Origin of the sequence: Niabella hirudinis (genome assembly GCF_051201075.1) — a bacterium.
Taxonomy (GTDB): domain Bacteria; phylum Bacteroidota; class Bacteroidia; order Chitinophagales; family Chitinophagaceae; genus Niabella; species Niabella hirudinis.
In genome coordinates this window covers 24,320-50,055 of the sequence record NZ_JBPEHJ010000011.1, presented here as the reverse complement: position 1 = coordinate 50,055, position 25,736 = coordinate 24,320, and the positions used below count along the sequence as shown (strand labels likewise).

The window sequence follows — 25,736 nt, the reverse complement described above, 5'->3', positions numbered from 1 at the left end:
GCAAGTAATGAAGCCATCGCATATCGAACATATTGGCCTGGCCGTCCGGAATCTTGAGGAAAGCATCCGCTATTGGGAGCAGGTGTTTGGGCTGAAATGTTACCGCATAGAAGAAGTGGCCGATCAGCAGGTGCGAACGGCCTTTTTTAAAATCGGGGATACAAAAATTGAGCTCCTCGAATCCATGGACGCTGATGGCCCTATTGCCCGTTTTATCGAAAAAAAAGGCGAGGGGGTACACCATATTGCATTTGCTGTTGGCAATGTTGAAGAGGCGCTGCAATCAGTACAGGATAAAAATATTGTTCCTATCGATACGAAGCCGCGGCCCGGCGCAGAAGGAATGCAGATTGCATTTTTGCACCCAAAGTCTACACATGGCGTTCTTACCGAATTGTGCTCAGGATCAACAAATGAAAAATAAATTGAAATCGATACGCACCAACATCCCTGCATGGGCTCTTTTTGTCTTGCTTTTAACAGCAAATGCTGCGGCAGCTCAGCAGACGGGCTATGCGCAGGAATATAGGCTGCTCAAAGAGCAGATTAAAAAAAACTATTACCAGCCGGGTGCAAATTACTATATGGAGCAGGCGCCCGCCCGGCCCGGCGACCGGAAGGCATCCTATCTCTGGCCCCTTTGCGCACTATTTGAAGCCTACCAGGTGGGCGCAGTGCTGGAAAAAAACACCCGGGATTTTGAACATACTTTTGAGATTATCCGGAAGTATTATGATAAACGGGCGCCGGCAGCAGGCTATGCTTCCTATCCCCCGGAGCTGGGTGGAGGAGATCGTTTTTATGATGACAATCAATGGATCGGGATTACGGTGATGCATCAGTATGAACTAACAAAAGCGCCACACTGGCTGAAGGCAGGGCAGGAGATTTACCGGTTTATGATGACCGGCTCCGATACCGCTTCAGGAGGCGGACTCTACTGGCAGGAAGGGCATCAAAATACCAAGAATACCTGCAGCAACGGGCCGGGCATTGTGTTGGCGCTCGAATTATACAAAGCCACCGGCGACAGCGCTTATCTGAGAACAGCAGCCGGCGTGTATCAATGGGTAAACCGCTGGCTTCGTACGCCGGAAGGGCTGTACTATGACAATCTGAATGTGAAAAGCCACCGGATCGATAAACGGGTATACTCCTACAATACCGGAACGATGTTGGAGGCCAATGTGCTTTTTTATGAAATAACCCGCGATTCTGCCTACCTGGCTGCTGCACAGGCCATGGCCGCAGCCGCAGACAACTATTTTTTGCGAAACCAGAAGTTAAACGATAATTTCTGGTTCAATGCCGTACTGCTGCGGGGCTTTGTACATCTTTGGCGTGTTGACGGCGATCGGCGCTACCTCGAAGCGTTTCGCGGAGCCATTGATCATGCTATTGCGCATAAAACAACACAAGGCCTGATCGGAAAGGAAGAAACATCGCTGAACCTGGTACCCCAGGGGGGTATGCTGGAGCTCCTGGCCCAAATGGCCCTGTTGCAAAAACAGGGTGTCATAAGATAATTTTGTAATCCTGCTGCTATTGATTAGTTTTACAATCGAATTGTAAAATAACATGGAATGCACATCTGAAAAGTCTGCCCATCCCCCGGTGGTCTTTGTTTTATGGCCGAACCTATCTGCTGGCTCCCCTGTTTTACGGTTTTTTAGATAAAGTATATGAAACAATTAATGGACGAGCCTGGCGGTAACAGGCTCCCCGCTTTAATGAGAAAATGGAGCTGCTTATTAGGGCTGCCGGTATTTCTGCTGCTTTTATCCTGTAATGGATCCAAATCCAGGGGAAAAAAACTGGGCGCGGATTTGGATATCCCGGATTCGGTGGAGATCAACTTAAAGGATCCGCAAAGGGAAAGCGAGCAGCCCAAAAAGAAACGGATCTTTATGACGTTTGACGATGGCCCTAACCTGGGTACCCGTAATCTGTTAACGATCCTGAAAGAGGAAAAAGTGCCCGCCACTATGTTTTTAATCGGGCAACATACCAGGGCCAGCACCGAACAGAAGCTGATGTGGCAGGAATTGCAGACCTTCCCGGGTATTGAGTTATTCAATCACAGCTATTCCCATGCCTGGAGAAACCATTTCACGGGGTTTTATAAGAACACCGACTCGATTATTTCCGATTTTAATCGCGCCCAGGCGATGATGATGCTGAAGGAGCCGATAGCCCGCACTCCGGGCCGGAATACCTGGCGCATCGACAGCACCTCCCGTACCGATCTTTTAAAAAATAAGCCGGTGATTGACTCCCTTCAAAAAAAGGGCGGCTATGTCCTGATCGGCTGGGACCTGGAGTGGCAGTTTAATCACAAAAATGCACAGCCCATACAAACCCCGGATCAGCTGATGGCTCAGGTAGATCATTTGTTTGCCTCCAATAAAACGCTTAAGCCCGATAACCTTGTAATTCTGGCACATGATCAGATGTGGCGGTCTTCGGCCGATTCGCTCCGGCTACATGAATTTATCCGGAAACTGAAAAGCCGGCAGGGGTATGAGCTGGCGCTGATTACGGACTACCCGGGTGTAAAGGAGGCCCTGGCAAATCAGAAACGCTTTTAAAAGGTTTGCTTTTGTTTATGGAAACAATGTTGACACGCTGTTGATTATGGACCGTTCATGACCCATATTGCGGCCGTTTAAATATTGCGGAACCGGGTTTGACGGCAATCAGGCGCAGTGCGCCGTTAACCCTCATAACTATGAGCATACGAAACGATCCTTGGCCGCAGCGCCAGGGTGACTTTGTACATCGGGCCTGTACAAACACCAATCATTACCGGTGCGCTGCACCTTTATTGCAAGTATGATCGATTACCTACCGGATCAGCGTTGTGCTGCAGCTTCAGGCGGGCAAAAATTAAAAGGGAATACGAAAATGTTATACCCCCTTTCGGATCAGCTCCCTTTTTTTGTATAAATTCGTCCGTATGTTTAGGAATATAATAACGAAATTGAGGCCATTCTTTGCGATCGGGATATTGATGCTGGTAAACTTGCATGTGTTGGCAGCCAAAGTTGATACATTGGAAGTTTACAGCGCAGCGATGAAAAAAAATATAAAAACAGCCGTTATCCTGCCCGATGGATATGCCAAAACAAGAAACTATCCGGTGGTATACCTGCTGCATGGCTATAGCGGCAGTTATGCCTACTGGGCGGGTGTCAAAGGCGCGCTGGAGGGAGCAGACCGGTATCAGATGATCCTGGTTTGCCCGGATGGCGGCTACGGAAGCTGGTATTGGGACAGCCCTGTTGACCCCTCCTTTAAATATGAAACCTTTGTAGCCGGGGAACTGGTGTCATGGGTAGATAAGAATTATGCTACTATTCCCACATCAAAGGGCCGGGGTATTGCCGGGTTGAGTATGGGCGGTCATGGGGCTTTGTACCTTGCCATCAGGCACCCGGATATTTTTGGTGCTGCCGGGAGTATGAGCGGCGGGGTAGACATCCGGCCATTTCCCAACAACTGGGATATGGCAAAGCGACTGGGCCGGTATGCGCAGTATCCGGAACGCTGGGAGAAGAACACCGTCATTAATATGCTGCACCTTATTGAGCCGCAAACATTGCGGATCATTATTGATTGCGGAACGGAAGACTTCTTTTATAAGGTAAACGAGGAACTGCACCAGGCGCTGCTGCTTCGCAATATTCCACATGACTATATTACGCGGCCGGGGGCGCATAACAGTGCATACTGGCAAAATGCCATCCGGTATCAATTGTTGTTTATGGATCGTTTTTTTTCAGAAACCGATACCAAGACGAAATAATAGAAAAAATCACAATGAGCCAGGAAGCGTTTAACAGGCTGGTACAGGTAATGGATGAGCTGCGGGAAAAATGCCCGTGGGATCGCAAGCAAACCATTCATACACTGCGCCAGATGACCATTGAGGAAACCTATGAGCTGGGAGATGCCATTCTTGGGGAAGATTGGGCGGGGATAAAGGAAGAGCTGGGCGATCTGCTGCTGCATATTGTCTTTTACTCGAAAATTGCACAGGAGCAAAACCGTTTTCGTATTACAGACGTATTAACGGGGATTACGGAAAAGCTGATCAAAAGACATCCGCATATTTATCCGCCGGATACAGCCATCAGCGGGTTGCGGGAAGTCCGTTCCGAAGCGGATGTTAAAAAAAACTGGGAACAGCTGAAGCTGAAGGAAGGAAAAACGTCGGTACTGAGCGGTGTGCCAGGGTCCTTGCCGGCGGTGGTAAAAGCAATGCGGTTGCAGGAAAAAGCCAAACAGGTTGGGTTTGAGTGGGAAACCGCCCCGCAGGTATGGGAAAAGGTAACGGAGGAAACTGCAGAGCTTAGCGAAGCGGTTGAAACCGGCGAAGCGGCCAAAATGGAAGAGGAGCTTGGCGATTTATTGTTCTCGCTCATCAACTATGCACGGTTTTTGAATATAGATGCGGAAGCTGCATTGGAACGTACCAATAAAAAATTCATCCATCGTTTTTCCAGGATGGAGCAGCTGGCGGCGGCGGATGGCAACCAGCTTGCTGCACTCACATTGGAGCAAATGGACATATTATGGAACCAGGTAAAATCAGAGCAGTAATCCTATGAGGCCTCGCAGCAGGAATAAATACCTATGGGAGCTGCTGCTTTTGTCGGCAGCCCTCGTGCTTTTTGCGGGCGCATTCCTGCTGAACTCCAACTATCTGAAAAATACCTCCCTGGATGCACAAACCCGGCTTTTTGAAAGAGAGATCAAAACACGTGTGGAGGCGTTTGATCAAATCCTGGCAAGGACGAGCCTAATGGACCGCCTTACACAGTCGAAAGAAACACTGAAAGACCTGTCCGCAATTCCGGACAGCCGGTTCTATTTCTATTTATACAAAAACGCTCAGGATAAATCGTTCCTGCGGTTTTGGAATACGGGCATCGTTATTCCTTCTGATGAGCTTTTGTACAGCGACCAGGATGAGCAGGGCATTAAACTGGCCAATGGGTATTATTATTCCATCAGGAAGCCGGTGCCGGGTCACCCGGATTTTACGGCCATTTGCCTGATCCTGATGAAGTCTTCCTTTTTTGTGGAAACAGACTACCTGCGGGACTCCTACCCATTTGATAAGGCGATGGACCCGATAATGGATATTGGTACCATCCCCACCAAACATGCCATCAGGGGCACAACGGGAGCGCCGGTATTTTATTTGAAACGGAAACCGGAAGTGAAATTTGCCCGTAAGATGGATGCTGCAATGGGCACCGGAGTTCGTACAGATATGTCTACCGTAAAGCCGGCGCAGGATTCTGTGGGTTCCGTTGTATTGAAGATCGGTGGATTATTTTTAATCTTCCTGGCCGGTTACCTGCTGCTGGCAAAACGTTTTGCTGCATCCAATTACAAACTTCAGATCTGGTTATTGCTGGCTTGTTTACTGGCATTCCGCATAGGGGTGTACTGTATGAGCAGCGCCTGGAACCTTTCAGGGTTCCGGTTATTTGATCCGGATCTGTACAGCTCGGGACCATTATTGCCCAGTTTTGGCGATTTGTTGATTAACAGCCTTCTTTTTTGCTGGATCTGTGTATTTGTCTGGAACCGTGTTGCAACCAGACCCTTCAAGGCAGATAAATACAGCAGGAAAGTGCTGCGGATAGCCGGCGCCGGTTTTCTGGTGATACTGATCACTGCCACCTTTAGTATTGCAGATGTGATAAAAAATATTATAGCCAGGTCGAAGATCTCATTCGATGTTACCAATATCGAAAGCCTCAGTGTATTTACGATTGTAGGCTTTCTGATACTGGCTTGTCTTTGCCTCGGGTTTTATTATCTCAGCAGGATTCTTTATAAATACATTTTTGAGGTATTCAAAACCCATGTATGGCAGGTGTACCTTTGGACCGCCGTGCTGGGGCTGGCATTTATCACCGGTTTCGTAAACGGCGGAGATGTGAGTTTTTGCCTGCCGGTTCTGATATGGCTGTTGGCCTATACCTTTATTTTTACAAAAGAAGCAGCCATTAACCGGTTTGTAAAATTCAGCGTTTCCGGAACGGTGTTATGGATCTTTATTTTTTCCATAAGCCTCTGTTTGCTCATGCTGAACGAGGTCACCAAAGCGGAGCTGAGCCTGCGTACCCTCTATTGTCAAAAGCTGGCCACGCAAACGGATCCTGCCAGCGAGCGGCTCATCAGTATCGCCAATAAATACATGGATAGTAATTATTTCAGGAATAATTTTCACCGCTTGTATGATGAGGAGCAGAATGCTTATTTAAGAGACAGTATGCGGCAGCGCAATTATATTGGCTACCTGAATAATTATGTAACCAACCTGTATGTTTTTGACAGCCTGGACAACCCGTTGTACAACCAGTTTCCGCAAACGGTGGCGTCGCTGAATACAACGATTGCAAACAGGTCGCGCCCCACATCTCTCCCGGATATGTATTTTTACGAATCAGAGGAGTTTGATAATTTTGCCTATATCACGCGGCGGATTATTAAGAATGCTGAAAACGGCCGGCTCATCGGTAGTGTGTACATTGTATCCAACCCCCGGCGTTTTGCTGTTGCCAATATTAAGCCCGAACTGTTTAAGCAATTCAGGCAGGGCGAGGTTTCCAATTCCGCCGTATACCAGTACGCCATCTATCATAACAGCCAGCTTACCTCTTCGTCTGCTTCAAAAAAATATCCTTTTACTACTACGCTTACAAAAAGCCAGTTTCCTCAAAAAAAGGTAGATGTACGGGAACGGGGAGGGTATAGCGAGGTCTGGTACCGGGCCGGTGCCTCCAAGGTGATCATCATGGTCCGGAAAAGGGAAATGTTCCTGGAAGCCACTACCTTGTTTTCCTATATTTTTTGTGCTTTTTTATTCCTGGTGGCGCTCATCAATGTATTGATGATTGTGCTGGGAGCTTTTATGAATAAGCGACTCTTTGGCAACTCCGCTTTTTTTCCTACGATTCGCAGCCAGATCCACGGTACCTTTATCCTCATCAATGTGCTGGCCTTTGTAGTGGTAGGGGCGGCTACCATTTCGTTCTTTGTCAATCGTTTTGAAGAGTCTAATAATGACCGTCTTGGCCGCACGATGAATATTATGCTGAATGAAATTAATTTTCACGATAGCCTAAGGACTGTATTGGATAGTGGCCGTTTTAATGAAGATCTTTTCCAGGCCAATGCATTCAATGCCGTTGTAAAACGGGTTTCGGATATTCATGGCCTGGATGTAAATGTTTACGATTTTACGGGGGAACTAAGGGCTACCAGCCAGGCCGATGTTTACAGCAGGGGGGTGCTGAGCACACAGATGTCGCCCCGCGCCTTCTATAGTTTGTTACGGTTGCGACGGGCCCAATACATACAGAAGGAAAAGGTTTCGGAGCTTTCCTACAACACCATTTATGCCCCGGTAGGGGCAAAAAGTGTGGCACCCTATGCGTACCTGAGCATTCCCTATTTTACTTCACAGCAGGAGCTCAACCAGGAGATTTCCAACTTTTTGATAACGCTGATCAACCTGTATGCATTTATTTTTCTTTTAACGGGATTGCTTGCACTGCTGATTACGAACCGGATTACGGGCTCCTTTACCGTAATCAGCAATAAGATGAAAGAGGTGAGCCTTTCGAGGGTCAACGAGGAGATCCTTTGGGAGCGGAATGATGAGATCGGGCAGCTGGTAAAGGAGTATAATAAAATGGTGTCTCAATTGCAGGAAAGTGCAGACAGGCTTGCAAAATCGGAACGGGAAGAAGCCTGGCGTGAAATGGCGCGGCAGGTGGCTCATGAAATCAAGAACCCGCTTACACCCATGAAGCTGAGTTTACAATATCTTCAAAAGGCCATTGCAGGCAATAGTTCCAATGTACAGCAGCTTACTTCCAGTGTGGCAAAAACACTGGTAGAGCAGATCGACTATCTTTCCAAGATTGCGGCAGATTTTTCCCAGTTTGCCAATATCAACCATGTAAACGAAATGATCTTTGATTTACGTGAAGTGCTGCAGCCGCTGGAAAGCATTTACAGCAAAAACCCCGATGTTATATTGCACTGGCAGATGACTGGAGGTGCCGTAAGGGTTAAGGCGGACAAAACGCAGATGAACCGGTTGTTTACCAATTTGCTGGTGAATGCCATTGATGCCTGCGATAAGGATGCGCAGGGTGTCATCAGGGTAAAGGAAATACCCGATAATGAAGCGGTTACCATTAGCATAGCCGACAACGGAACCGGCATCAGCGAAGCGATGCGCGGCAAAATATTTACACCCAATTTTACCACCAAAAGCTCTGGAACTGGCCTGGGACTGGCTATGTGCAAGAGCATTGTTGAAAAAGCAAATGGAACCATCTGGTTTGAAACGGAGCTGGGTGTGGGAACTACGTTTTATGTGCGGTTTCCGCTTGTGATGACAGATGCAGTTGAGGCTGTTGAGCTACCGAAACACTGAAATTTCTGATTTCTGATTTCGACAAACCTGTTGAGATACGAAAATACCGTCAATCCCCGGATCTCATTCACACATTCACACATTTTCAAATCTTCAAATTAATACGAAAACTCCGCCACTACCCGAATCACATTTCCACATTTTCAAATTAACACGATCTGGTGTAAAAATTACGAATTCATCCCTTGCGAAGTGTAGCCGCTTTTCTTGCGCCGACAAAGGCATCAAACTGCTCCAGCGTAAAACTGCTGAGGTTACGGGCCGCGGTAAGGCCGCCCTTTTGTGCAGAAAGTACGCCAAAACGAATGTCATCAAACCCTTCAATGGTATGCGCATCGGGGTTAATAGACAATAGTGCTCCCTTATTGATGGCATAGTCGATCCAGCTCCAATCCAGGTCGAGGCGATGGGGGTTGGCATTGATTTCGATTACCACGTTATGCGCCACACAGGCATTAATGATCGTTTTATGATCGATGGGGTACCCGTTGCGGCTGAGCAGCAACCGTCCGGTAAGGTGGCCGAGAATGGTGGTATAAGGATTTTCGATCGCCTTCATCAGGCGCTCCATCGCTTTGGTCTCGTTCATATAGAGGTTGCTGTGTACCGATGAAATCACGAGGTCAAAGGTTGCCAATACCTCGTTGCTATAGTCGAGGCTGCCATCGCCGAGGATATCGCACTCAATACTTTTATAGATTTTAAAAGGTGCCAGCTTTTTATTGAGCAACTCAATCTGCTGGTGTTGTTGTACAATCCGTTCCTCGGTAAGCCCGTTGGCATAGGCAGCCGACTTTGAGTGATCAGAAATAACCAGGTATTCTATTTTTTTGTCAATAAGCGCCCTGGCCATTTCCTCAATCGTATATAGGCCATCGGACCAGTTGCTATGATTATGCACAATGCCCCGGATATCGCTTACCTGGATCAGCGGGGGCAGTTCATTTTTTTCGGCGCGGCCAATTATGGAAACAGATTCCCGCAAGCAGGCGGGGATATAGGGCAGGTTGGCTTTTTCAAAAATATCCGCTTCGCTGTCAAAGGCCATTGCTTCAAAGTTTTGGGGGTAGAAACGTTCGCGGAAGGCATCCGAAAATTCAGCAGAAGAGGAGGTGTTGAACAACAATTGCGGAATCTTTTCCTGCACTGCATAAATCCGTAAGCGCAGCCCGTTGTTCAGCTTATAAAGCACGCTGCTATCTGTTTCTTCCAGCAGCTCCGGAGGGTAAGCCGTTTGAAATTTTTGCCGTATGGTATCCAGCTTTTCTGCAATAATAAATTCCAGCTCATACAGGGTCGACAGCTGCCGGTAATAATTTCCGGTATTCCATACTTTCCCTGTTCCAAAAATTTTTTCAAGATAAGCCAGGATCGATGGATAGATTTCCTGTACCTGTGCGTAAAGAAAATGCCCCTTATTTTGATTATAAAAATGGATCGATTCCAGGATCTTGACCTGGGTTTTTGCTCCAAATCCTTTATAACGGGTCAGCCGGTTTTCTATACAGGCATATTCCAGCTCTCCTACGGAAATGATGCCCATTTCTTTCCAGATGATGTGGATCTTTTTGGGGCCAATGCCTTTTAATTGCAGCATTTCCGTAATTCCTGCCGGGGTTTCGGCAACGATATCATCCAATGCCTTCATTTTTCCGGTGTCGATCAGTTCAATAATCTTGGAGGCCACCGATGCGCCCAATCCTTTAATACCGGCATAGGTACTGCGATCCATTGCGGTTAGTTGCTCCTCCAGCCGTTCAATGTGGAAAGCTGCTATCGAATAAGTGCGGGATTTAAAGGGATTCTCGCCATGAATGTCCATTAATTTCGCAAGCAATCCGAAATGATCTGCAATGGTACTGTTGTTCATAGCTGCAAAGTAGCAAAGAGGGGGCAATAAAAAAAGCCTTCCGGACGGAAGGCTTTTGAATTCTTTTAAAAAAGGATTCTTATTTTTTCTTAGCTGCTGCTTTTTTAGGAGCTGCTTTCTTAGCTGCTGCTTTTTTAGGAGCCGCTTTTTTTGCTGCTGCTTTTTTAGGAGCTGCTTTCTTAGCTGCTGCTTTTTTAGGAGCCGCTTTTTTTGCTGCTGCCTTTTTAGGAGCCGCTGCTTTTTTAGGAGCTGCTGCTTTTTTAGCTGCTGCTTTTTTGGGAGCCGCTTTTTTTGCTGCTGCTTTCTTAACTGCCATTTTTTTTGAATTTAATGATTAGTAAATAATGGATTATCGACGGTAAAGTTATACAATTATTTAATGCCGTCAATTTTTTTTTCCACAATTTATTCAGTTACAGCAAAGAGCATCAGGCCTGTGCTTCAGCTACCGAAACGAAGGTCCGGTTCTTTCTTCCTTTTCTGAACTCAACAACGCCATCAGACAACGCAAACAGCGTAAAGTCTTTTCCAACACCTACGTTCTTGCCAGGATGATAAACAGTGCCACGCTGACGAATGATAACATTACCGGCAATAGCAGGCTGACCTCCAAAGATTTTTACTCCAAGGCGTTTGCTTTCTGAGTCACGGCCGTTTTTAACGCTACCTTCTCCTTTCTTATGTGCCATTTTTTATTAGTTTAAAAGTTTAAAGTTAAAAGTTACCGGGTTGTTTCATGTCAACCGGTTAACCTTTCAGCTTGCCAACTTTAATTAAGCGATATTGGTTACTTTGATTTTTGTATAAGCCGTACGGTGGCCTTTCTTTTTATGAAAGCCCTTTCTTCTTTTTGTTTTGTAAGCGATCACTGTATCCCCTTTTACGTGGTCTACAATTTCTGCATTTACCTTTGTGGCAACGCTGCCTCCAACAGATAACTGACCATCAACGTGCGCCAACAAAACCTCAAGGGTTACAGCATCACCAGATTTGCCTTCGAGATGTGGCACAAACAGGGTTTGATCTTTTTCAACTTTAAATTGTTGACCGGCCACCTTAATAATTGCTATCATTGTCTAAAAATTAGGACGGCAAAGGTAAGGAGATTTTTTAATTTCGCAAACAGATCCTTTAAATATATATTCCTTCTCCCATAACAAGCGTTATATTTGTAGTTCCGGTTTCCCGGAAGTGTAGAAAAAACAGATCAATGCAATGAAATTCAAATCATTCCTGGCTAAGCCCTTTGCTTCCATTGTATCCAAAAATATTAAAAAAGGAATGCAAACGGCGGTTGAGGACCAGGAAAATATACTGAAATACCTGGTCAAAACGGCGCGGATTACCCAGTTTGGAAAAGAACATCGTTTTTCGGAAATAAATGATTATAAGCAATTTAAGCAGTCTGTTCCGGTGCGGAACTACGAAGATTTAAAGCCCTATATTGAAGAAATAAAGGCCGGAAAACACAATGTGTTATGGCGGGGGCAGCCGCTGTATTTTGCAAAAACCTCCGGAACGGTAAGCGGTACCAAGTATATTCCCATTTCTAAAGAGTCGATCCATAACCATATAAATGGCGCCCGCAACGCCTTATTATGTTATATGGCCGAAACCGGTAACACCGCTTTTGCCGATGGAAAACTGATTTTTTTAAGTGGCTCTCCGGTATTGGAAAGGGTGGGGGGCATCCCCACAGGGCGGCTAAGCGGCATCGTAAACCATCATATACCCCGTTACCTGCGAAAAAACCAGCTCCCGGAATACGAAACCAATTGTATTGAAGACTGGGAAACCAAACTGGGGAAAATTGTAGACGAAACCATCCGGGAGAATATGACGCTTATCAGCGGCATACCGCCATGGATGCAGATGTATTTTGATGAACTCATCCGGCGATCCGGCAAACCGGTGGGAGAGTTGTTTCCGCATTTTTCCGTAATGGTATATGGCGGGGTTAACTTTGAACCCTACCAGGCAAAATTGCTTCAAAGCATCGGACGAAAAGTGGATGGTATTGAAACCTTCCCGGCATCCGAAGGTTTTTTTGCCTTCCAGGATACCCAAACGGAACCCGGGCTGTTGCTAAACACCGATAGCGGGATCTTTTTTGAGTTCATCCCGGCAGATGAAATCGGTAAGGAAAATCCCCGGCGGCTATCCCTTGGAGAAGTGGAAACAGGCGTGAATTATGCGCTGATCATTAATAATAATGCGGGTTTGTGGGGCTATGATATCGGCGATATGGTAAAATTCGTATCCGTGGATCCTTATCGCCTGGTGGTAACGGGGCGCACCAAACATTTTATCTCGGCATTTGGAGAGCATGTAATCGGCGAAGAAGTGGAATACAGTCTTTTAAAAGCCGCCAAAGAAGCAAATGTACACATTACGGAGTTTACAGTAGCGCCCTACGTGAGCGCGGATGCCGGCAAATCGTACCACCAATGGTTTATCGAATTTGAAAATGAACCGGAAGATATGCATGACTTTTCGCAGAAGGTAGATCAGTACCTCCGGGAAAAGAATGCGTATTATGACGATCTCATTTCCGGTAATATCCTGCAACGGCTGATCATCACCCCTATGAAAAAGAATGGGTTTATCGACTATATGCGATCGGTTGGGAAGCTGGGCGGACAAAACAAAGTACCCCGCCTGAGCAATGACCGGAAAATCGCAGAAAGCCTTACCCGGTGGATACGGAGTTAAGCATTTTTTTATTCCTGAAACAGCCCCTATCTTAGCCCCTTTTAAGACAGGTACACTACAAAAGTAAATGGGAGACGAACTCATGATAAAACGAATCGCCATTTTTGGCTCAACCGGTTCTATCGGCAAGCAGGCATTGGACGTGATCGAAAAGAACCCCGATCTATTTTCTGTAGAAGTATTAACGGCCTTTTCAAATGACCAGCTGCTGGTTGAACAGGCGCTGGCATATAACCCGAATATTGTCGTAATCGGGGATGAAAACAGGTATGGTGCCGTAAAAGAGGCACTCGCAAAAACGGATATTAAGGTATTTGCCGGTGAAGACGCCCTGGAGGAAGTAGCGGGTATGGATGTGTATGACCTCATGCTGGCCGCTATTGTAGGCTTTGCCGGTTTTAAACCCACTATTAAAGCCATTGAAAATGGAAAGGCCATTGCCCTTGCAAACAAAGAAACCCTGGTGGTAGCCGGAGATATTGTCATGCAAATGGCCGTAGAACACCGCGTGCCCATTATACCGGTAGATTCAGAGCACTCCGCTATTTTTCAGTGCCTGATTGGAGAAACCCGCAATAAAATCGAAAAAGTATACCTGACGGCTTCCGGCGGGCCCTTTATAGGGCGCAAACCCAATTACCTGGTCAACGTTAAGAGAGAGCATGCCCTGCAGCATCCCAATTGGGAAATGGGCGCCAAAATATCGATTGATTCCGCTACCCTGATGAACAAGGGGTTGGAAATGATCGAAGCCAAATGGCTGTTCAATCTAAAGCCGGACCAGATCGATGTACTCATTCATCCGCAAAGCGCCATTCACAGCATGGTGCAGTTTGAAGACGGCAGCGTCAAAGCCCAGATCGGTTTGCCCGATATGCGGCTGCCCATCCAGTATGCGCTGGGATTTCCATCGCGGATCCTGAATGACCACCCCCGATTTGACTTTAAGCGGATGAATACCTTTACGTTTGAAGAACCGGATCTCAAAACCTTCCGCAACCTGGCGTTGGCTATGGAGGCGCTCGAAAAAGGCGGCAACCTTCCCTGCGTTATGAATGCCGCCAATGAAATTGCGGTATACGCTTTTCTAAGGAACCGCATCGGGTTCCTCGAAATGACCGATGTTATTGAGAAGATAATGGAGCAGGTGACCTTTATACAGCAGCCTTCACTGGCCGATTATTTCGAAAGCGATGCCGAAGCGAGAACCCTTGCCGCAGATATTATTAAATTGTAACAGGAACTTTATGGCCTATTGTCCATTCACCATTCACTGTTATCTTTGCGAACATTAGAAATTATATATTAAAAATACATGATTTTATTAGCGTTTAATTGGTCGGCCCTTGGCGCAAATGTAGGCCAGTTTATTTTGTCTTTTTCCATCCTGATTGCTTTACACGAGTTTGGGCACTTTATTACCGCTAAATGGTTTGGCTGCCGCGTTGAAAAATTCTACCTGTTCTTTAACCCCTGGTTTTCCCTGTGGAAGAAGAAAATAGGCGAAACCGAATACGGTATCGGCTGGGTACCCTTGGGAGGGTACGTAAAAATCAGCGGGATGATTGATGAAAGCATGGATAAGGAAGCCATGAAACAACCCGCCCAGCCCTGGGAGTTTCGCTCAAAGCCCGCCTGGCAGCGCCTCATTATCATGCTGGCCGGGGTGATCATTAACTTTGTATTGGCACTCTTTATTTTTGCCATGATCCTTTTTGTATGGGGCGAGGAGAAAACGCCGATGCAAAATCTCCGGTACGGGATCGCAGTGGATTCCCTGGCAAAATCCGTGGGGTTAAAAGATGGAGACATGATCCGTTCGGTGAACGGCAAAAAAGTGGTGTACCTGGATGACCTGAGAAAAGGGATGTTCTTCAGCGATAAGCAGATCGAACTGGGTGTTAAAAGGGAGGGGAGCGATACAACGATCGTGTTGCCATCAGGGTTTTTAAGCAAACTGACCAGGGCTAAGTCGGCCCAGTTGTTTACGGCCCGGTTTCCCGTAATTATTGCCGAGGATAAAGAAGTGAAATATGTGAGTGGGAAACTGGAGAAAGGAGATACAATTATTGGCCTGAACAACCAGTACTTTCAGTATTTTGATCAGTATATTGCCGCAAAAAAGAATTTAAAGAACCAGGATATTACACTGCATGCCCTCCGGGGAAAAGATACCGTAAATGTAGTGGTAAAGACGGATGAAAACACTGCAACGAAATTTGTTCCCAGGAATCCGGGAGAGATCATTGGTCTTGAAATGATCCACTATAGTTTTTTTGAAGCCATACCTGCGGGTATTAAATATGGCGTCAATAAACTGATAGAGTACGTGGAGGGGATAAAGCTGCTGTTTACATCAAAGGAACACAAAGTAAGCGACAATCTGGGCAGCGTTATCAGCATAGGTAAAACATTTGGGGGTACCTGGGACTGGGAGCGGTTCTGGACCATGACGGGGTTGTTTTCCATTATCCTGGCCTTTATGAATGTATTGCCCATACCGGCGCTTGACGGCGGTCATGCCCTGTTTACACTTTATGAAATGATTACCGGGCGGAAGCCGGGCGATAAATTTATGGAGTACGCGCAGATGGCAGGGATGGTATTGTTATTGGGATTGATGGCTTACGCACTGGGACTGGATATTTTCAGGCTCTTCAGGTAAGCCTGGTTCCCTGCTCCGGATGAATAGTAGCGGGAAGGTTTCATACGGAACAAGGGCAAAAAGTGAATTTACAAGTTATAAAAGCGCACTAATTCATCCCTTCTGAAGTATAATCCGTATCTTCGTATGCTGATTTTTGTTTCCCGGAAACCGGGATTTGAAAGCAGAAGGCCGGAGCCTGATAGCTGACGGCTGTAAAGGGGGCGTTTGGTTTTGACAGCGTAGATCTTTGAAGGTAGAAGCATGCCGGGCGTTGTGTAATTAGCCCGTTAATCTGAATACTCAAACTCTAAATGGCAATACTCAGTATGCCATGGCTGCCTAATCAGTGATTAAGTAGTCATTAGGGCCGCGTTGAGCCGGTTGTTCTGTTACCATGCTCCGCCGCCGACTCATCAAACAAAAACAGGATGCTGCTGCAATAGGCTGTGCCGGTAGCAAAAGACTCATACAGCTAAGCGTTCCATTGGTTTGTCCTTTTCCGGTGCTGCGCCGACAACTAATATAAGGAATAAGCATGTAGAAGGCCTTTGGAGGATATGTTTGGACAGGGGTTCGACTCCCCTCGCCTCCACAATGAAACGAATTTTTTGTATTGCCCTTTGCTGCTTTTTTGTAAAACTGGCTGTAGCCCAATCCGCCTTTCAGTTTGCACAGATATCAGACCTGCATATTGGCTCCCACGATGCTGATGATGACCTGCGGAGAACCGTAAGGGATATTAATAGTAACCCGGCTATCCGCTTTGTAATCGTTTCGGGTGATATCACCGAGTTTGGAGCGGATGCGGAAATAAAACTGGCAAAACAGATTCTCGACTCCCTGAACAAACCCTGGTACATTATACCCGGCAATCATGATGATAACTGGTCTGAAAGCGGAACCAATACCTTTAACCGCATATTTGGTAACGAGGTGTTCGCTTTTAATTATGAAGGCGTTCATTTTTTGGGTGCCAATTGCGGACCCAATATGAAAATGAGCCCGGGACAGGTGCCGTACGAAAATATTGTATGGCTGGATTCGGTACTGGCTACCATTCCGGCAAGGGCACCGATAGTATTTGTGGATCATTACCCGCTCGATTCATCACTTAATAACTGGTACGAGGTTGCAGACCGGTTAAAAAAACACAATATTCAATTGTATATGTGCGGTCATGGGCACCAGAACCACCGCTATGATTTTGAAGGCATCCCCGGGGTAATGGGGCGCTCCAACCTAAGGGCAAGAGACAGTGTGGGCGGCTACAATATAATCACTATCGGCAACGGCCGCGCTGTTTACCAGGAACGCAAACCGGGCGTGGAAACAAAAAAAGAGTGGACTTCTGTCGTCTTAAAAGATCATCACCTGGATGCAGACACCCGCAGCTGGCCCCGGCCTTCGTACGCCATCAACCAGCGCTATCCGCAGGTAAAGGAAACCTGGCGTTACCAGGACTCTTCGGACATCGGCAACGGTTTTGTATTGTATAAGAACCGGATCATTACGCCGGATAGTCGCGGTAGGATCCTGGCCTTCGACCCTGACGCTAACCGGGTAATATGGCGGTTTGCAACGGGAGGAAAGATTTATGCGGCGCCCGCCATAGCGAAGAATCGCCTGGTCATTCCTTCAACGGATGGCACTATTTATTGCCTGGATGCTGATAATGGCGCCCTGCTTTGGTCAACAGCCACCACCCGGTCCATTGTAGCCACGCCGGTCATCAACAAAGGAATTGTTTTTGTTGGCTCTTCCGAGGGGAAATTCAGGGCGTTGCGGTTATCAGATGGTAAAATAATATGGGAGTATGACGGTGTAAAAAACTTTGTAAAAGCAACACCGCTCTATACAAGGAACAAACTGGTTTTTGGTAGCTGGGGCAATGAGCTGTATGCCCTCAATAGTAAAACCGGGCAAGCCGAATGGGTTTTTCATGACGGTTATAGCAATCGCATGCTTTCACCCGCATCCTGTTTGCCGGTGGAAGCATTTGGCCGCATTTTTATAGTAGCGCCAGACCGGTATATGACGGCGCTGGACGCGGGCTCGGGCAAACTGATATGGAAACATCGCTGGACCGAACATTCGGTAAGGGAATCGATGGGGCTTTCTGCTGATAAAAAAATCGTATTTGCCAAAACCATGCAGGGGCACCTGGTAGGCGTGGATACAAAGGCCGACAGCGCTGTTATTGTATGGAAAACGGATAATGTATTTAATTATGAATTGAACCCCTCAAAAATAATCGAACGCAAGGGCCGCGTTTATGCCTTCAGCGATAAAGGCGTAATTGCCGCTTTTGACCGGAAGACAGGCGCCACCAAATGGGTGCATAAAGTGGCCAACTGCCTGGTACATGATCTCCGGTTCATCAGCGACCGCAAAATAGCGGTAACCACTATGGATGGAAAAATAATAATACTCCGGGTTGATAAAGAGTGAAGGCCCGGGATTATGATATCATTCATTCGGACGATGGTTCAGCACTGTCAATGTCCCCGGGCCGCTGAAGACTTGCCCCTTAGTTTGCGAATCATTTTTTTAATGATCCAGATAAAGAACAGGATAAATGATAAGGCCATGATGATGGGGGCCAGGAAGCTCAGTACCGAGCCTCCGACCGCAGCGGCGTTTTCGCCGGTGGCCACCACATTATTCCCTGCCCCAAGGGTTGTTTTGCTGCTCAATAAGCGCAGCAGCCCGGTACCGGAGGCAATCAATCCTGCGCCGCCGCCGCCCGCAACAATGCCAACGATCCACTTCATCCAGTCGTTTTCGATAGGGATTACCGAGGTGGCCAGCAATGTGCCGGCAATGGCAGCAAGGGGCGCAGCAATGGTATCCAGGATATTATCAATAAAAGGAATATAGTACCCCGCAATTTCAAAAACAGTAGCAATACCAAGCGCAACCAGGGCCGGCGTGGAAGAAAGCCATACAAAGCTTTCCGAAAAGTGGAAAAGCTCAAACCGTCCCGCAAAGCCGGCCACCAGCATCGGTACAAAAACCCTGAAGCCGCAGCAGGCGGCCAGCGCAATACCCAGAGCGGCAGCTGAAAAGGTTTGTATATCCCAATTCATACAGTAATTTACAAAAAAAAGCGCAGTTTTTTAAATTTGCTCCCCGTTGTTCCCGGGGTCCGAAGTATACTGATCCGAAAAGTGCATCATTTCCTTCCAGGTATAACGGAAAACGCCTGTTCGGCTGCTGCGTACCACCTCAATCATGGCATTGGCAACATCGCTGGCATCTATGGCCCTGTATTTTAGCCAGGAGCCTGAAAGCAGGGCGGATGCGGGTTTCATAATCCGCTGGCTGATGGCTTCCATGCGCCGTTTTTCTTTTCTCGGCCCTATTAAAAGGCTTGGCTGCATAATATGGAGCGTGGGCATTCCTGTGGCAACCAGGTCTTCCTCCGTCTTTCCCTTTAGCTGTAAATAAAAGTTACTGCTGTTGCTGTTGGCTCCAATAGCGGAAACCAACACCATTTCCCGGCAGCCGGATTCGAGCGCCATCCGGCAAACCCGCAGGGGAATGTCGTGGTCGATCTGCCAGTATCGCTTGCGGTCGCCACTAACTTTTTTAAGTGTGGTGCCAATAGCGCAAAATACCACCGCTACATCAACAAGCGCTAAAAGGATGGATTCTGCATCGCTGAAGTCGACCAGCTTTTCTTCCTGCCTGGCGTGCACGGATCCGGCCGGCCACCGCACCAGCGTTCTTACCGTGCCGTATTCAGGATCCTCCAGTAAAGATTGAAGCAAGTGCGCTCCAATAAGGCCCCCGGAGCCAATGATCGCCGCGGTTTTTTTCCCCATAGAAAAGAATAATGTTATTTTGCAATACTTTAAAGCTATGGAAATTCTGGATCATATTTCGTTAAAACCTTATAACAGTTTTGGTATTGAAGCCGCAGCCCGGTATTTTACCAGTGTTACTTCTGTTACTGAATTGGAGGAGGCGCTTGATTGGGCCGGGAAAGCAAAAGTGCCCAGCCTCGTAATCGGGGGCGGCAGTAATATTTTACTAAAGGAAAACTACAACGGGCTGGTAATTAAAAATGAGTTGCGGGGGTATGAAGTGCTGGAAACAGATGAGGATTTTATTTATGTGAAAGTGTGTGCGGGAGAAATATGGCACCGGTTTGTGCTGCATTGCCTGGAGCACCAGTATGCCGGTGTAGAAAACCTGGCACTGATCCCCGGTTGTGTAGGCGCATCGCCCATGCAGAACATCGGGGCCTATGGTGTAGAGATCCGGGAAGTGTTTCATGCACTTACAGCAGTTCACCGGTATGAGGGCTATACAAAAACTTTTACAAATGAAGATTGTGCTTTTGGTTACCGGGAAAGTGTATTTAAGCATGTGTACAAAGACCAGTTTGTAATTACCGATGTTACCTACCGCCTTCGGAAAAAGCCGGTATTTCATATTGAATATGGAGCCATACGACAGGAGCTGGAGCGGCAGCATGTTACCGAATTGTCGATACAGGCGATTGCCCGTGCGGTGATCCATATCCGGTCCTCGAAATTGCCGGATCCGGCTGTGATTGGCAATGCCGGCAGTTTTTTTAAAAACCCTTCTGTTGATCCTGCAAAATATGAATCGCTGAAAAAAGCGTTCCCGGACCTGGTAGCCTACGAAAATGAAAATGGCACGATGAAGCTGGCCGCCGGCTGGCTTATTGAGCACGCCGGCCTGAAGGGCTACCGGAGCGGGGATGCGGGCGTGCACGAAAAGCAGGCCCTGGTACTGGTGAACTATGGCAAGGCAACGGGAAGCGAGATCCTGAGCGTTTGCAACCTGGTGATTGATACTGTTTTCAAAAAATACGGCGTGGAGCTGCACCCGGAAGTGAATATATTATAAAAGCAAAATGCCTACCTTTGCGCAAATTTTTAAAAATGAAAAAATCATTATTGCTAACAATGGTCTGCCTGCTAACCGGAATGTCTTTGTTTGCACAAAGAAGTTTTTACGGCCGGCCGGTGCGTTTGGGATTTAAGGTTGATCCTGTATTTGTGAATACATTGCGCCCCCTGGAAAACGGTCTTGAAAAAGGCAGTTCTGGTTTTGGTGTGAACTATGGTTTGATGGCCGATGTACAGTTCTCCGATACCCGCGGCGCTTTTGCCACCGGGCTGGAGGTAGCGCATGCATCTTCCTCTATCCTGATCAAAGACGCTGCAAAAGGGTTGTATTCCGGAAGCGACAACCAGGAGTATAAACTGAAATTGCAATACCTGCAAATTCCGTTGAGTGTAAAGCTGAAAACAAATGATCAGAATGGTTTCCGGTGGTGGGGACAGTTTGGTACCTATATGGGGGCGCTTATTGGTTCCCGGTTAGATTATACTTCCGGCGCCAAGTCGGAAGACAATGTGAACATTATGAAAAAAACCAACAAAGTAAATATGGGATTGCTTTTGGGAGCAGGCGGCGAATACCGCCTTGCAGAAAAAACGGACCTGTATTTTGGGGTTGGATTTGAGAATGGGTTTACGGATATTACTAAAAACAAAGACTGGAACGATGACAAGGTGGCCCTGAACCGCTGGGCGCTTCGTTTGGGTGTGTTTTTCTAAAAATAGTTTTTATAGCAGACAGGAAAAAGGGCGTAACCAGGTTACGCCCTTTTTCTTTTCGGAGAACGTCCCCGGACAACATCGGAATATTCTGATGAAAGTGTAAAAGATTGAATGAGGAATACAGCGGTAACGGGGATATCAGATGATGGACAGGCCTTGCCCGGAACTAAGCGCTCAGTGCTGCAGGATGGTTATTCTAACGTATCCGGGATTGTTCCCGGGTGGTTGTTTTTATATTCATCCGCGACCGGTCTACTGTCTCTCGTATTCTTTTGTACAGCAATGGCGGCAAAGATGCCAAGGGCAAAGGACATAGCATAAAATTCTTTTTCACTTTTTGTGAGGGAGGCATTCCTTAATCCGATTCGAAATGATTAAAAAGGAGGTTCATTCATCGCAATACAGGAAACAATCCGCAGACGTATATCACACACCTACATTATACATGGCTACTGCTCCCGGGGACTTTCAGCTTTCTTCCATTGAAGTAATTCCTCATCAGACACAGGCTCCACTTTAGCTACTTCTATAGGGCTTTTATCTTCTTTAAAAACCCAGATGCGCACCGGGATGTTTTTTTGCGTAGCCTGTTTTAATAAGGCGTAATACCCGCTGCTGCCTTTCAGCCGCAGATCCAGGTAGTACATTGGGGCAGACGGGTACAGCGCCATGGTTACGGAATCATTTTTAAGTTGCAGGGATCCGGGCTGCATGATTCCCTGGTACTGGGTAGGTACATCATCCTTGGTGAGCGTTTCTTTTGTAGCGTTGCTTTTTTTGTTGCAGGATAGAAGGGCGCAGAAAGCGATAGCAATAACAAACAGCGTTTCTTTTTTCATAAATGTGTAAGTGTTTAAGATTATACGTTGTTTCAAACATATTTGTGCTGGCTTGCAGGAACAAATGAGCATATTTTATCCCAAATTTATCAAGGACACAGTATGATAACGCAGGAGAAAGCGCTGGTGCAACAATCGGGGTAAGTATTTTATTGCAAATGAGTACTGAAAATAAATGCAGTTGCCAATCACTATTGCCTACATTTGATCCAAATTTGATGTGAATATGCCTGAGATCCGTTCGGTGAATGTTACCCGGTATGTAACTCCCCTGAGAGAGGGGGGCTCGCTTCCTGCGATAGCGGAGGCCGATGACGGCTTTTTATATGCCCTTAAATTCAGAGGCGCCGGGCAGGGCGTAAAAGCGCTGGTGGCCGAATTTATCGGCGGCGAAGTAGCCCGCCTGTTGCAGCTGAAAGTGCCGGAGCTGGTATTTGCCCACCTCGATGAAGCCTTTGGCCGTACGGAGGGAGACGAGGAAATACAGGACCTGCTGAAAGCCAGCAAGGGATGGAACCTGGCCTTACATTACCTGGGCGGGTCGGTTACTTTTGACCCGGCGGTTACGGATGTTGACCCGCTCCTGGCTTCTAAGATCGTATGGCTGGATGCCTTTCTTACCAATATGGACCGTACCGTAAGAAATACAAATATGCTGCTTTGGCACAAGGAGCTTTGGCTGATTGATCATGGCGCTTGTCTTTACTTTCACCACAACTGGGAAAGCTGGCCGGTACAAATGAAAAGCGGTTTTCCGTTGATAAAGGATCACGTCTTATTAAAGAACGCTTCCATGCTGGAAGAAGCAGATGTGTTCTGTAAAACGATACTGACGGATCAGTTGCTGCACAAAATTGTGAATCTGATTCCGATGGAATGGCTGATGTATGAGGAAGTGCTGGGAGATGCGGAGGCAGCGCGTGAAGTGTACCTGCAATTCCTCACCTGGCGGTTAAACAATTCTTCAATTTTTTTAAAAATGGCACTGGATGCAAGAGCTGCTGGTATATGAGTATGCGGTGATCCGCGTAGTGCCCCGGGTGGAACGGGAAGAATTCATCAATGTGGGAGTGGTCGTTTTTTGTAAGAAGACACGCTTTCTTGAAGCATCTGTTTTCCTGAACCGCGAAAAATTGCGTTGCCTTGATCCCGAAACAGACCTCGAAGCAATCGCGGAAAACCTGCAGGCGTTCCAGGCAATCGTGGCCGGGGATAAAAGCTCAGCGTCCGGTATTGCGCGGCTGGATGCAGCATCGCGATTCCGGTGGCTGACGGCTACCCGAAGTACGGTAATCCAGTGCTCCAAAGTACACCCGGGCGTGGCCGGCACAACAGAAGGAATTGTAAAAAAACTACTGTTGCAACTGGTGGGGTAACATCCATCAATCCTGTTATATTTGCGTACATTGTTGATTCCATCATTTTAGCGTTCGACCGTTGGCTTTGTTGTTTTCAACGGGGATATGGTTAGCAGTTCTATGAGCGAGGAACAGGTGTTTAAGGGGTTTATGGATACCGCCACGCTGTTGTTTGCGAGTGAGGTTCCGATGTACTATGCGCGGGGAAATCATGAAACCCGAGGCCCTTTTGCGGCGGAGTTTCCCAAATATTTTCCGGGGCCCAATGGGCAACTCTATTATAGCTTCACAAAAGGGGATGCCTGTTTTATTGTGTTGGACGGTGGCGAAGATAAGCCCGATTCGGACATTGAGTATAGCGGCATTACGGATATGGATGCATACCGGGATGAGCAAACGGAATGGCTGCGTAATGTTGTAAAGACAGATGCTTTCAGGAATGCAAAGTATAAAATTGCGATTTGTCATGTACCTCCCGCGGATGGCTGGCACGGCAGTCAGGAGATCAAAAAGAAATGGGTGCCTGTTCTCAACGAGGCTGGCATCCAGATAATGCTGAGTGGACATGAGCACCGGCACCGGATCGAACAGGCATCGGCATCCATGAAATTTCCTCTTATTGTAAACTCAAATAATAATATTATCAAGGCGAAAATAACTGCGACTGAAGCCAGCTTTAGTGTTTTTGACCCCTCCGGAAAGCTGGTAGACAAGGTTACGATAAAGTAGCATTGAGTCTTCGGGGAATGGTGCTCTTTACGGGATCAAAAGCCTGCCACACCAGCGTCCTGCCTGATAAATAATGAACCGGAAGTTTTGCAAATTTAAAGGTAATCTTTGGATATTTTAAAGGCAATCTTTAAATTTGCAAAATGGATAACAGGATAATACCCCGCTTTGCCACTTCCGGAATGCTAAAAGCATTAACGGTAAGCCCGGTTGTTTTTATAAATGGGGCCAGGCAGGTAGGTAAATCCACTCTTGTACGTAGCAATTTGGATAAAATTGGAATAAAGGGCACACCGGCTACTTATTTATCGTTCGATAACCCGACTCAAATGGCGGCAGCGGCGGCCAACCCTGATCATTTTCTTACCAGCCATAAGTCCCATTTGGTAATTGACGAGGTACAGATGGTGCCGGAGGTATTCCGTGCTTTAAAATTCGCGGTAGACGAACTGCGTATCAACAATAAGTCGCAGGCAAATGGCCGTTTTTTGCTTACGGGATCGGCTAATATTCTCGCATTGCCTAAACTGGCAGACTCGTTGGTGGGGCGCATGTCCGTGCTTACTTTATATCCTTATTGCACAGCGGAAGCAACGAAAGGCAAGGGGGACGGACTTGAGAGGATTTTGAAAAAGGATTTTGCTAATATAACCGATCGGGGGCTTACCATAACAGACGCAATCAGGAGTGGCTCCTTCCCGGAGCTTCGTAATAGAAATTCAGCAGAACGCAATATCTGGTTTGAGGGATATATATCCACAATGCTGCAAAGAGATGTAAGGCTGATTGCTGATCTTGAAAAAATATCAGTGTTGCCCCATCTGCTTCGGGTATTGGCTACAAGATCGGCCAGTCTTATAAATGATTCTGATATTGCCCGTGAGATCGGGTTAAATATGGTTACAACAAAATTTTACCGCAATATTTTCAAGATGATGTTCCTGAATTTTGATATAGAACCCTGGCACAGAAATGTTGGTAAACGACTTGTAAAATCATCAAAGGGATTTTTGATCGACAGCCAGATGCTTTGTTACATGCTTGACTGGGATATAGATGACCTGGCTACCAACCGACCGGAATTATTTGGTCGGGTACTGGAAAATTATGTTGCTACAGAATTATTAAAGCTGATCAGCTTTTCTGGAAAAATTGTGAAGCTACTCCATTTTAGAACAAGTGATGGTAAGGAGGTGGATTTTGTGCTGGAGCGGCCTGATGGGGAAGTTGTTGCCATTGAAGTAAAAAAAACGGCTTCCGTTGATGCAGATGATTTTAAGGGTATCAAAGTACTGGCTGATCTGACTAAGAAACAATTTTCGGCAGGAATTGTGTTGTATGGTGGTAAGGATGTCGTTGCTTTTGGTAAAAATCTTTGGGCCGTTCCATATCCCGTGTTATGGCAATAAAATAAAAAAGGCTGTCTCAAAAGTCGCTTTGCAGCATGATGTCGTTCTGAAGATGTCATCCCGGGCCTGATCCGGGATCTATTCTTGTTTCAGCATCTATTGACGAAC

At 46.8% G+C, this 25,736-nt stretch carries 23 protein-coding genes, 1 other RNA gene and 1 pseudogene; 17 read left to right on the top strand and 8 right to left on the bottom strand.

All coding sequences use genetic code 11. The features are described 5' to 3' along the window. The first annotated feature begins 7 nt into the window (after window positions 1–7). From mce to GGU45_RS17830, 6 genes are all read left to right on the top strand, one after another. Entirely contained in the window at window positions 8–424 is a 417-nt protein-coding gene (gene mce, locus GGU45_RS17855; RefSeq protein WP_435227036.1) for a methylmalonyl-CoA epimerase, read from the top strand. After that, the gene (locus tag GGU45_RS17850) at window positions 414–1,526 is read left to right on the top strand and encodes a glycoside hydrolase family 76 protein (RefSeq protein ID WP_435227034.1); all 1,113 of its coding nucleotides are present in this window, start codon (window positions 414–416) and stop codon (window positions 1,524–1,526) included. The genes mce and GGU45_RS17850 overlap by 11 nt, the downstream gene beginning before the upstream one ends. A 156-nt stretch (window positions 1,527–1,682) precedes the next feature. Then, a complete protein-coding gene (locus GGU45_RS17845; RefSeq protein WP_435227033.1) occupies window positions 1,683–2,588 on the top strand; it encodes a polysaccharide deacetylase family protein in 906 nt (301 codons plus the stop codon). Between the two features lie 485 nt (window positions 2,589–3,073). After that, window positions 3,074–3,805, top strand: a complete 732-nt coding sequence (locus GGU45_RS17840; RefSeq protein WP_435227031.1) for an alpha/beta hydrolase — start codon at window positions 3,074–3,076, stop codon at window positions 3,803–3,805. A 14-nt stretch (window positions 3,806–3,819) separates the two neighbouring features. Continuing rightward, window positions 3,820–4,602 carry a nucleoside triphosphate pyrophosphohydrolase gene (gene mazG, locus GGU45_RS17835; RefSeq protein ID WP_435227030.1) on the top strand — a complete coding sequence of 261 codons (783 nt, stop codon included), beginning with the start codon at window positions 3,820–3,822 and terminating at the stop codon, window positions 4,600–4,602. Between the two features lie 4 nt (window positions 4,603–4,606). Next, window positions 4,607–8,467, top strand: coding sequence for a sensor histidine kinase (locus GGU45_RS17830; protein ID WP_435227029.1), 3,861 nt, complete (start codon window positions 4,607–4,609; stop codon window positions 8,465–8,467). A gap of 178 nt (window positions 8,468–8,645) precedes the next feature. Here the strand turns inward: GGU45_RS17830 and GGU45_RS17825 are convergent, their stop codons facing one another. The 4 genes from GGU45_RS17825 to rplU all read right to left on the bottom strand — a co-directional run bounded on the left by GGU45_RS17825 (window position 8,646) and on the right by rplU (window position 11,410). Then, the gene (locus GGU45_RS17825; protein WP_435227027.1) at window positions 8,646–10,337 is read right to left on the bottom strand and encodes a helix-hairpin-helix domain-containing protein; all 1,692 of its coding nucleotides are present in this window, start codon (window positions 10,335–10,337) and stop codon (window positions 8,646–8,648) included. A gap of 79 nt (window positions 10,338–10,416) precedes the next feature. Continuing rightward, window positions 10,417–10,653, bottom strand: coding sequence for a hypothetical protein (locus GGU45_RS17820; protein ID WP_435227025.1), 237 nt, complete (start codon window positions 10,651–10,653; stop codon window positions 10,417–10,419). Window positions 10,654–10,765: 112 nt separating this feature from the next. Beyond that, window positions 10,766–11,026 (bottom strand): 50S ribosomal protein L27, encoded by a 261-nt coding sequence (gene rpmA, locus GGU45_RS17815; protein ID WP_435227024.1) that lies wholly within the window; start codon window positions 11,024–11,026, stop codon window positions 10,766–10,768. An 84-nt stretch (window positions 11,027–11,110) separates the two neighbouring features. Beyond that, on the bottom strand, window positions 11,111–11,410 hold the full coding sequence (rplU, locus tag GGU45_RS17810; RefSeq protein ID WP_435227023.1) for a 50S ribosomal protein L21: 300 nt from the start codon (window positions 11,408–11,410) through the stop codon (window positions 11,111–11,113). 142 nt (window positions 11,411–11,552) lie between these two features. Here rplU and GGU45_RS17805 point away from each other — a divergent pair, with 142 nt between their 5' ends. From GGU45_RS17805 to GGU45_RS17785, 5 genes are all read left to right on the top strand, one after another. Further along, window positions 11,553–13,049, top strand: a complete 1,497-nt coding sequence (locus GGU45_RS17805) for a GH3 auxin-responsive promoter family protein (RefSeq protein ID WP_435227021.1) — start codon at window positions 11,553–11,555, stop codon at window positions 13,047–13,049. A gap of 82 nt (window positions 13,050–13,131) precedes the next feature. After that, the gene (locus tag GGU45_RS17800) at window positions 13,132–14,286 is read left to right on the top strand and encodes a 1-deoxy-D-xylulose-5-phosphate reductoisomerase (RefSeq protein WP_435227019.1); all 1,155 of its coding nucleotides are present in this window, start codon (window positions 13,132–13,134) and stop codon (window positions 14,284–14,286) included. A 78-nt stretch (window positions 14,287–14,364) separates the two neighbouring features. After that, entirely contained in the window at window positions 14,365–15,714 is a 1,350-nt protein-coding gene (gene rseP, locus GGU45_RS17795) for an RIP metalloprotease RseP (RefSeq protein WP_435227017.1), read from the top strand. A gap of 199 nt (window positions 15,715–15,913) precedes the next feature. Continuing rightward, window positions 15,914–16,291, top strand: a transfer-messenger RNA (tmRNA) gene (gene ssrA / locus GGU45_RS17790). Beyond that, window positions 16,291–18,144: an outer membrane protein assembly factor BamB family protein gene (locus GGU45_RS17785; RefSeq protein ID WP_435227015.1), complete on the top strand. Its 1,854-nt coding sequence runs from the start codon at window positions 16,291–16,293 to the stop codon at window positions 18,142–18,144. Before ssrA ends, GGU45_RS17785 begins: the two co-directional genes overlap by 1 nt. 47 nt (window positions 18,145–18,191) lie before the next feature. Here the strand turns inward: GGU45_RS17785 and GGU45_RS17780 are convergent, their stop codons facing one another. Then, on the bottom strand, window positions 18,192–18,782 hold the full coding sequence (locus tag GGU45_RS17780) for a DUF4126 domain-containing protein (protein ID WP_435227013.1): 591 nt from the start codon (window positions 18,780–18,782) through the stop codon (window positions 18,192–18,194). 30 nt (window positions 18,783–18,812) lie between these two features. Then, window positions 18,813–19,520, bottom strand: a complete 708-nt coding sequence (locus GGU45_RS17775; RefSeq protein ID WP_435227011.1) for an NAD(P)H-binding protein — start codon at window positions 19,518–19,520, stop codon at window positions 18,813–18,815. Between the two features lie 37 nt (window positions 19,521–19,557). On the opposite strand from GGU45_RS17775, the gene murB reads away from it, so the two are divergent. Both murB and GGU45_RS17765 read left to right on the top strand, forming a co-directional pair. Further along, entirely contained in the window at window positions 19,558–20,574 is a 1,017-nt protein-coding gene (gene murB / locus GGU45_RS17770) for a UDP-N-acetylmuramate dehydrogenase (RefSeq protein WP_435227009.1), read from the top strand. 35 nt (window positions 20,575–20,609) lie between these two features. Next, complete coding sequence (locus tag GGU45_RS17765; protein ID WP_435227007.1) at window positions 20,610–21,290, top strand: porin family protein; 681 nt, start codon at window positions 20,610–20,612, stop codon at window positions 21,288–21,290. 194 nt (window positions 21,291–21,484) lie between these two features. Here the strand turns inward: GGU45_RS17765 and GGU45_RS17760 are convergent, their stop codons facing one another. Next, entirely contained in the window at window positions 21,485–21,658 is a 174-nt protein-coding gene (locus GGU45_RS17760; RefSeq protein WP_435227135.1) for a YiaA/YiaB family inner membrane protein, read from the bottom strand. Window positions 21,659–21,742: 84 nt separating this feature from the next. Further along, window positions 21,743–22,132 (bottom strand): hypothetical protein, encoded by a 390-nt coding sequence (locus GGU45_RS17755; RefSeq protein WP_435227005.1) that lies wholly within the window; start codon window positions 22,130–22,132, stop codon window positions 21,743–21,745. A gap of 226 nt (window positions 22,133–22,358) precedes the next feature. Between GGU45_RS17755 and GGU45_RS17750 the strand changes: the two genes are divergently transcribed. The 4 genes and pseudogenes from GGU45_RS17750 to GGU45_RS17735 all read left to right on the top strand — a co-directional run bounded on the left by GGU45_RS17750 (window position 22,359) and on the right by GGU45_RS17735 (window position 25,628). After that, the gene (locus GGU45_RS17750; protein ID WP_435227003.1) at window positions 22,359–23,144 is read left to right on the top strand and encodes a HipA family kinase; all 786 of its coding nucleotides are present in this window, start codon (window positions 22,359–22,361) and stop codon (window positions 23,142–23,144) included. After that, a complete protein-coding gene (locus tag GGU45_RS17745; protein WP_435227002.1) occupies window positions 23,122–23,508 on the top strand; it encodes a DUF3037 domain-containing protein in 387 nt (128 codons plus the stop codon). The genes GGU45_RS17750 and GGU45_RS17745 overlap by 23 nt, the downstream gene beginning before the upstream one ends. Window positions 23,509–23,586: 78 nt before the next feature. Next, window positions 23,587–24,219: pseudogene (locus GGU45_RS17740) on the top strand (metallophosphoesterase family protein); the annotation flags it as partial. A gap of 143 nt (window positions 24,220–24,362) precedes the next feature. Then, entirely contained in the window at window positions 24,363–25,628 is a 1,266-nt protein-coding gene (locus GGU45_RS17735) for an ATP-binding protein (protein ID WP_435227001.1), read from the top strand. Window positions 25,629–25,736: the final 108 nt, after the last annotated feature.

What these genes read in the sequence shown, in the direction of transcription:
- mce (WP_435227036.1), top strand. Translation starts at nt 8, where the DNA reads ATGAAGCCATCGCATATCGAACATATTGGCCTGGCCGTCCGGAATCTT.
- GGU45_RS17850 (WP_435227034.1), top strand. Translation starts at nt 414, where the DNA reads ATGAAAAATAAATTGAAATCGATACGCACCAACATCCCTGCATGGGCT.
- GGU45_RS17845 (WP_435227033.1), top strand. Translation starts at nt 1,683, where the DNA reads ATGAAACAATTAATGGACGAGCCTGGCGGTAACAGGCTCCCCGCTTTA.
- GGU45_RS17840 (WP_435227031.1), top strand. Translation starts at nt 3,074, where the DNA reads ATGAAAAAAAATATAAAAACAGCCGTTATCCTGCCCGATGGATATGCC.
- mazG (WP_435227030.1), top strand. Translation starts at nt 3,820, where the DNA reads ATGAGCCAGGAAGCGTTTAACAGGCTGGTACAGGTAATGGATGAGCTG.
- GGU45_RS17830 (WP_435227029.1), top strand. Translation starts at nt 4,607, where the DNA reads ATGAGGCCTCGCAGCAGGAATAAATACCTATGGGAGCTGCTGCTTTTG.
- GGU45_RS17825 (WP_435227027.1), bottom strand. Translation starts at nt 10,337, where the DNA reads ATGAACAACAGTACCATTGCAGATCATTTCGGATTGCTTGCGAAATTA.
- GGU45_RS17820 (WP_435227025.1), bottom strand. Translation starts at nt 10,653, where the DNA reads ATGGCAGTTAAGAAAGCAGCAGCAAAAAAAGCGGCTCCCAAAAAAGCA.
- rpmA (WP_435227024.1), bottom strand. Translation starts at nt 11,026, where the DNA reads ATGGCACATAAGAAAGGAGAAGGTAGCGTTAAAAACGGCCGTGACTCA.
- rplU (WP_435227023.1), bottom strand. Translation starts at nt 11,410, where the DNA reads ATGATAGCAATTATTAAGGTGGCCGGTCAACAATTTAAAGTTGAAAAA.
- GGU45_RS17805 (WP_435227021.1), top strand. Translation starts at nt 11,553, where the DNA reads ATGAAATTCAAATCATTCCTGGCTAAGCCCTTTGCTTCCATTGTATCC.
- GGU45_RS17800 (WP_435227019.1), top strand. Translation starts at nt 13,132, where the DNA reads ATGATAAAACGAATCGCCATTTTTGGCTCAACCGGTTCTATCGGCAAG.
- rseP (WP_435227017.1), top strand. Translation starts at nt 14,365, where the DNA reads ATGATTTTATTAGCGTTTAATTGGTCGGCCCTTGGCGCAAATGTAGGC.
- GGU45_RS17785 (WP_435227015.1), top strand. Translation starts at nt 16,291, where the DNA reads ATGAAACGAATTTTTTGTATTGCCCTTTGCTGCTTTTTTGTAAAACTG.
- GGU45_RS17780 (WP_435227013.1), bottom strand. Translation starts at nt 18,782, where the DNA reads ATGAATTGGGATATACAAACCTTTTCAGCTGCCGCTCTGGGTATTGCG.
- GGU45_RS17775 (WP_435227011.1), bottom strand. Translation starts at nt 19,520, where the DNA reads ATGGGGAAAAAAACCGCGGCGATCATTGGCTCCGGGGGCCTTATTGGA.
- murB (WP_435227009.1), top strand. Translation starts at nt 19,558, where the DNA reads ATGGAAATTCTGGATCATATTTCGTTAAAACCTTATAACAGTTTTGGT.
- GGU45_RS17765 (WP_435227007.1), top strand. Translation starts at nt 20,610, where the DNA reads ATGAAAAAATCATTATTGCTAACAATGGTCTGCCTGCTAACCGGAATG.
- GGU45_RS17755 (WP_435227005.1), bottom strand. Translation starts at nt 22,132, where the DNA reads ATGAAAAAAGAAACGCTGTTTGTTATTGCTATCGCTTTCTGCGCCCTT.
- GGU45_RS17750 (WP_435227003.1), top strand. Translation starts at nt 22,359, where the DNA reads ATGCCTGAGATCCGTTCGGTGAATGTTACCCGGTATGTAACTCCCCTG.
- GGU45_RS17745 (WP_435227002.1), top strand. Translation starts at nt 23,122, where the DNA reads ATGCAAGAGCTGCTGGTATATGAGTATGCGGTGATCCGCGTAGTGCCC.
- GGU45_RS17735 (WP_435227001.1), top strand. Translation starts at nt 24,363, where the DNA reads ATGGATAACAGGATAATACCCCGCTTTGCCACTTCCGGAATGCTAAAA.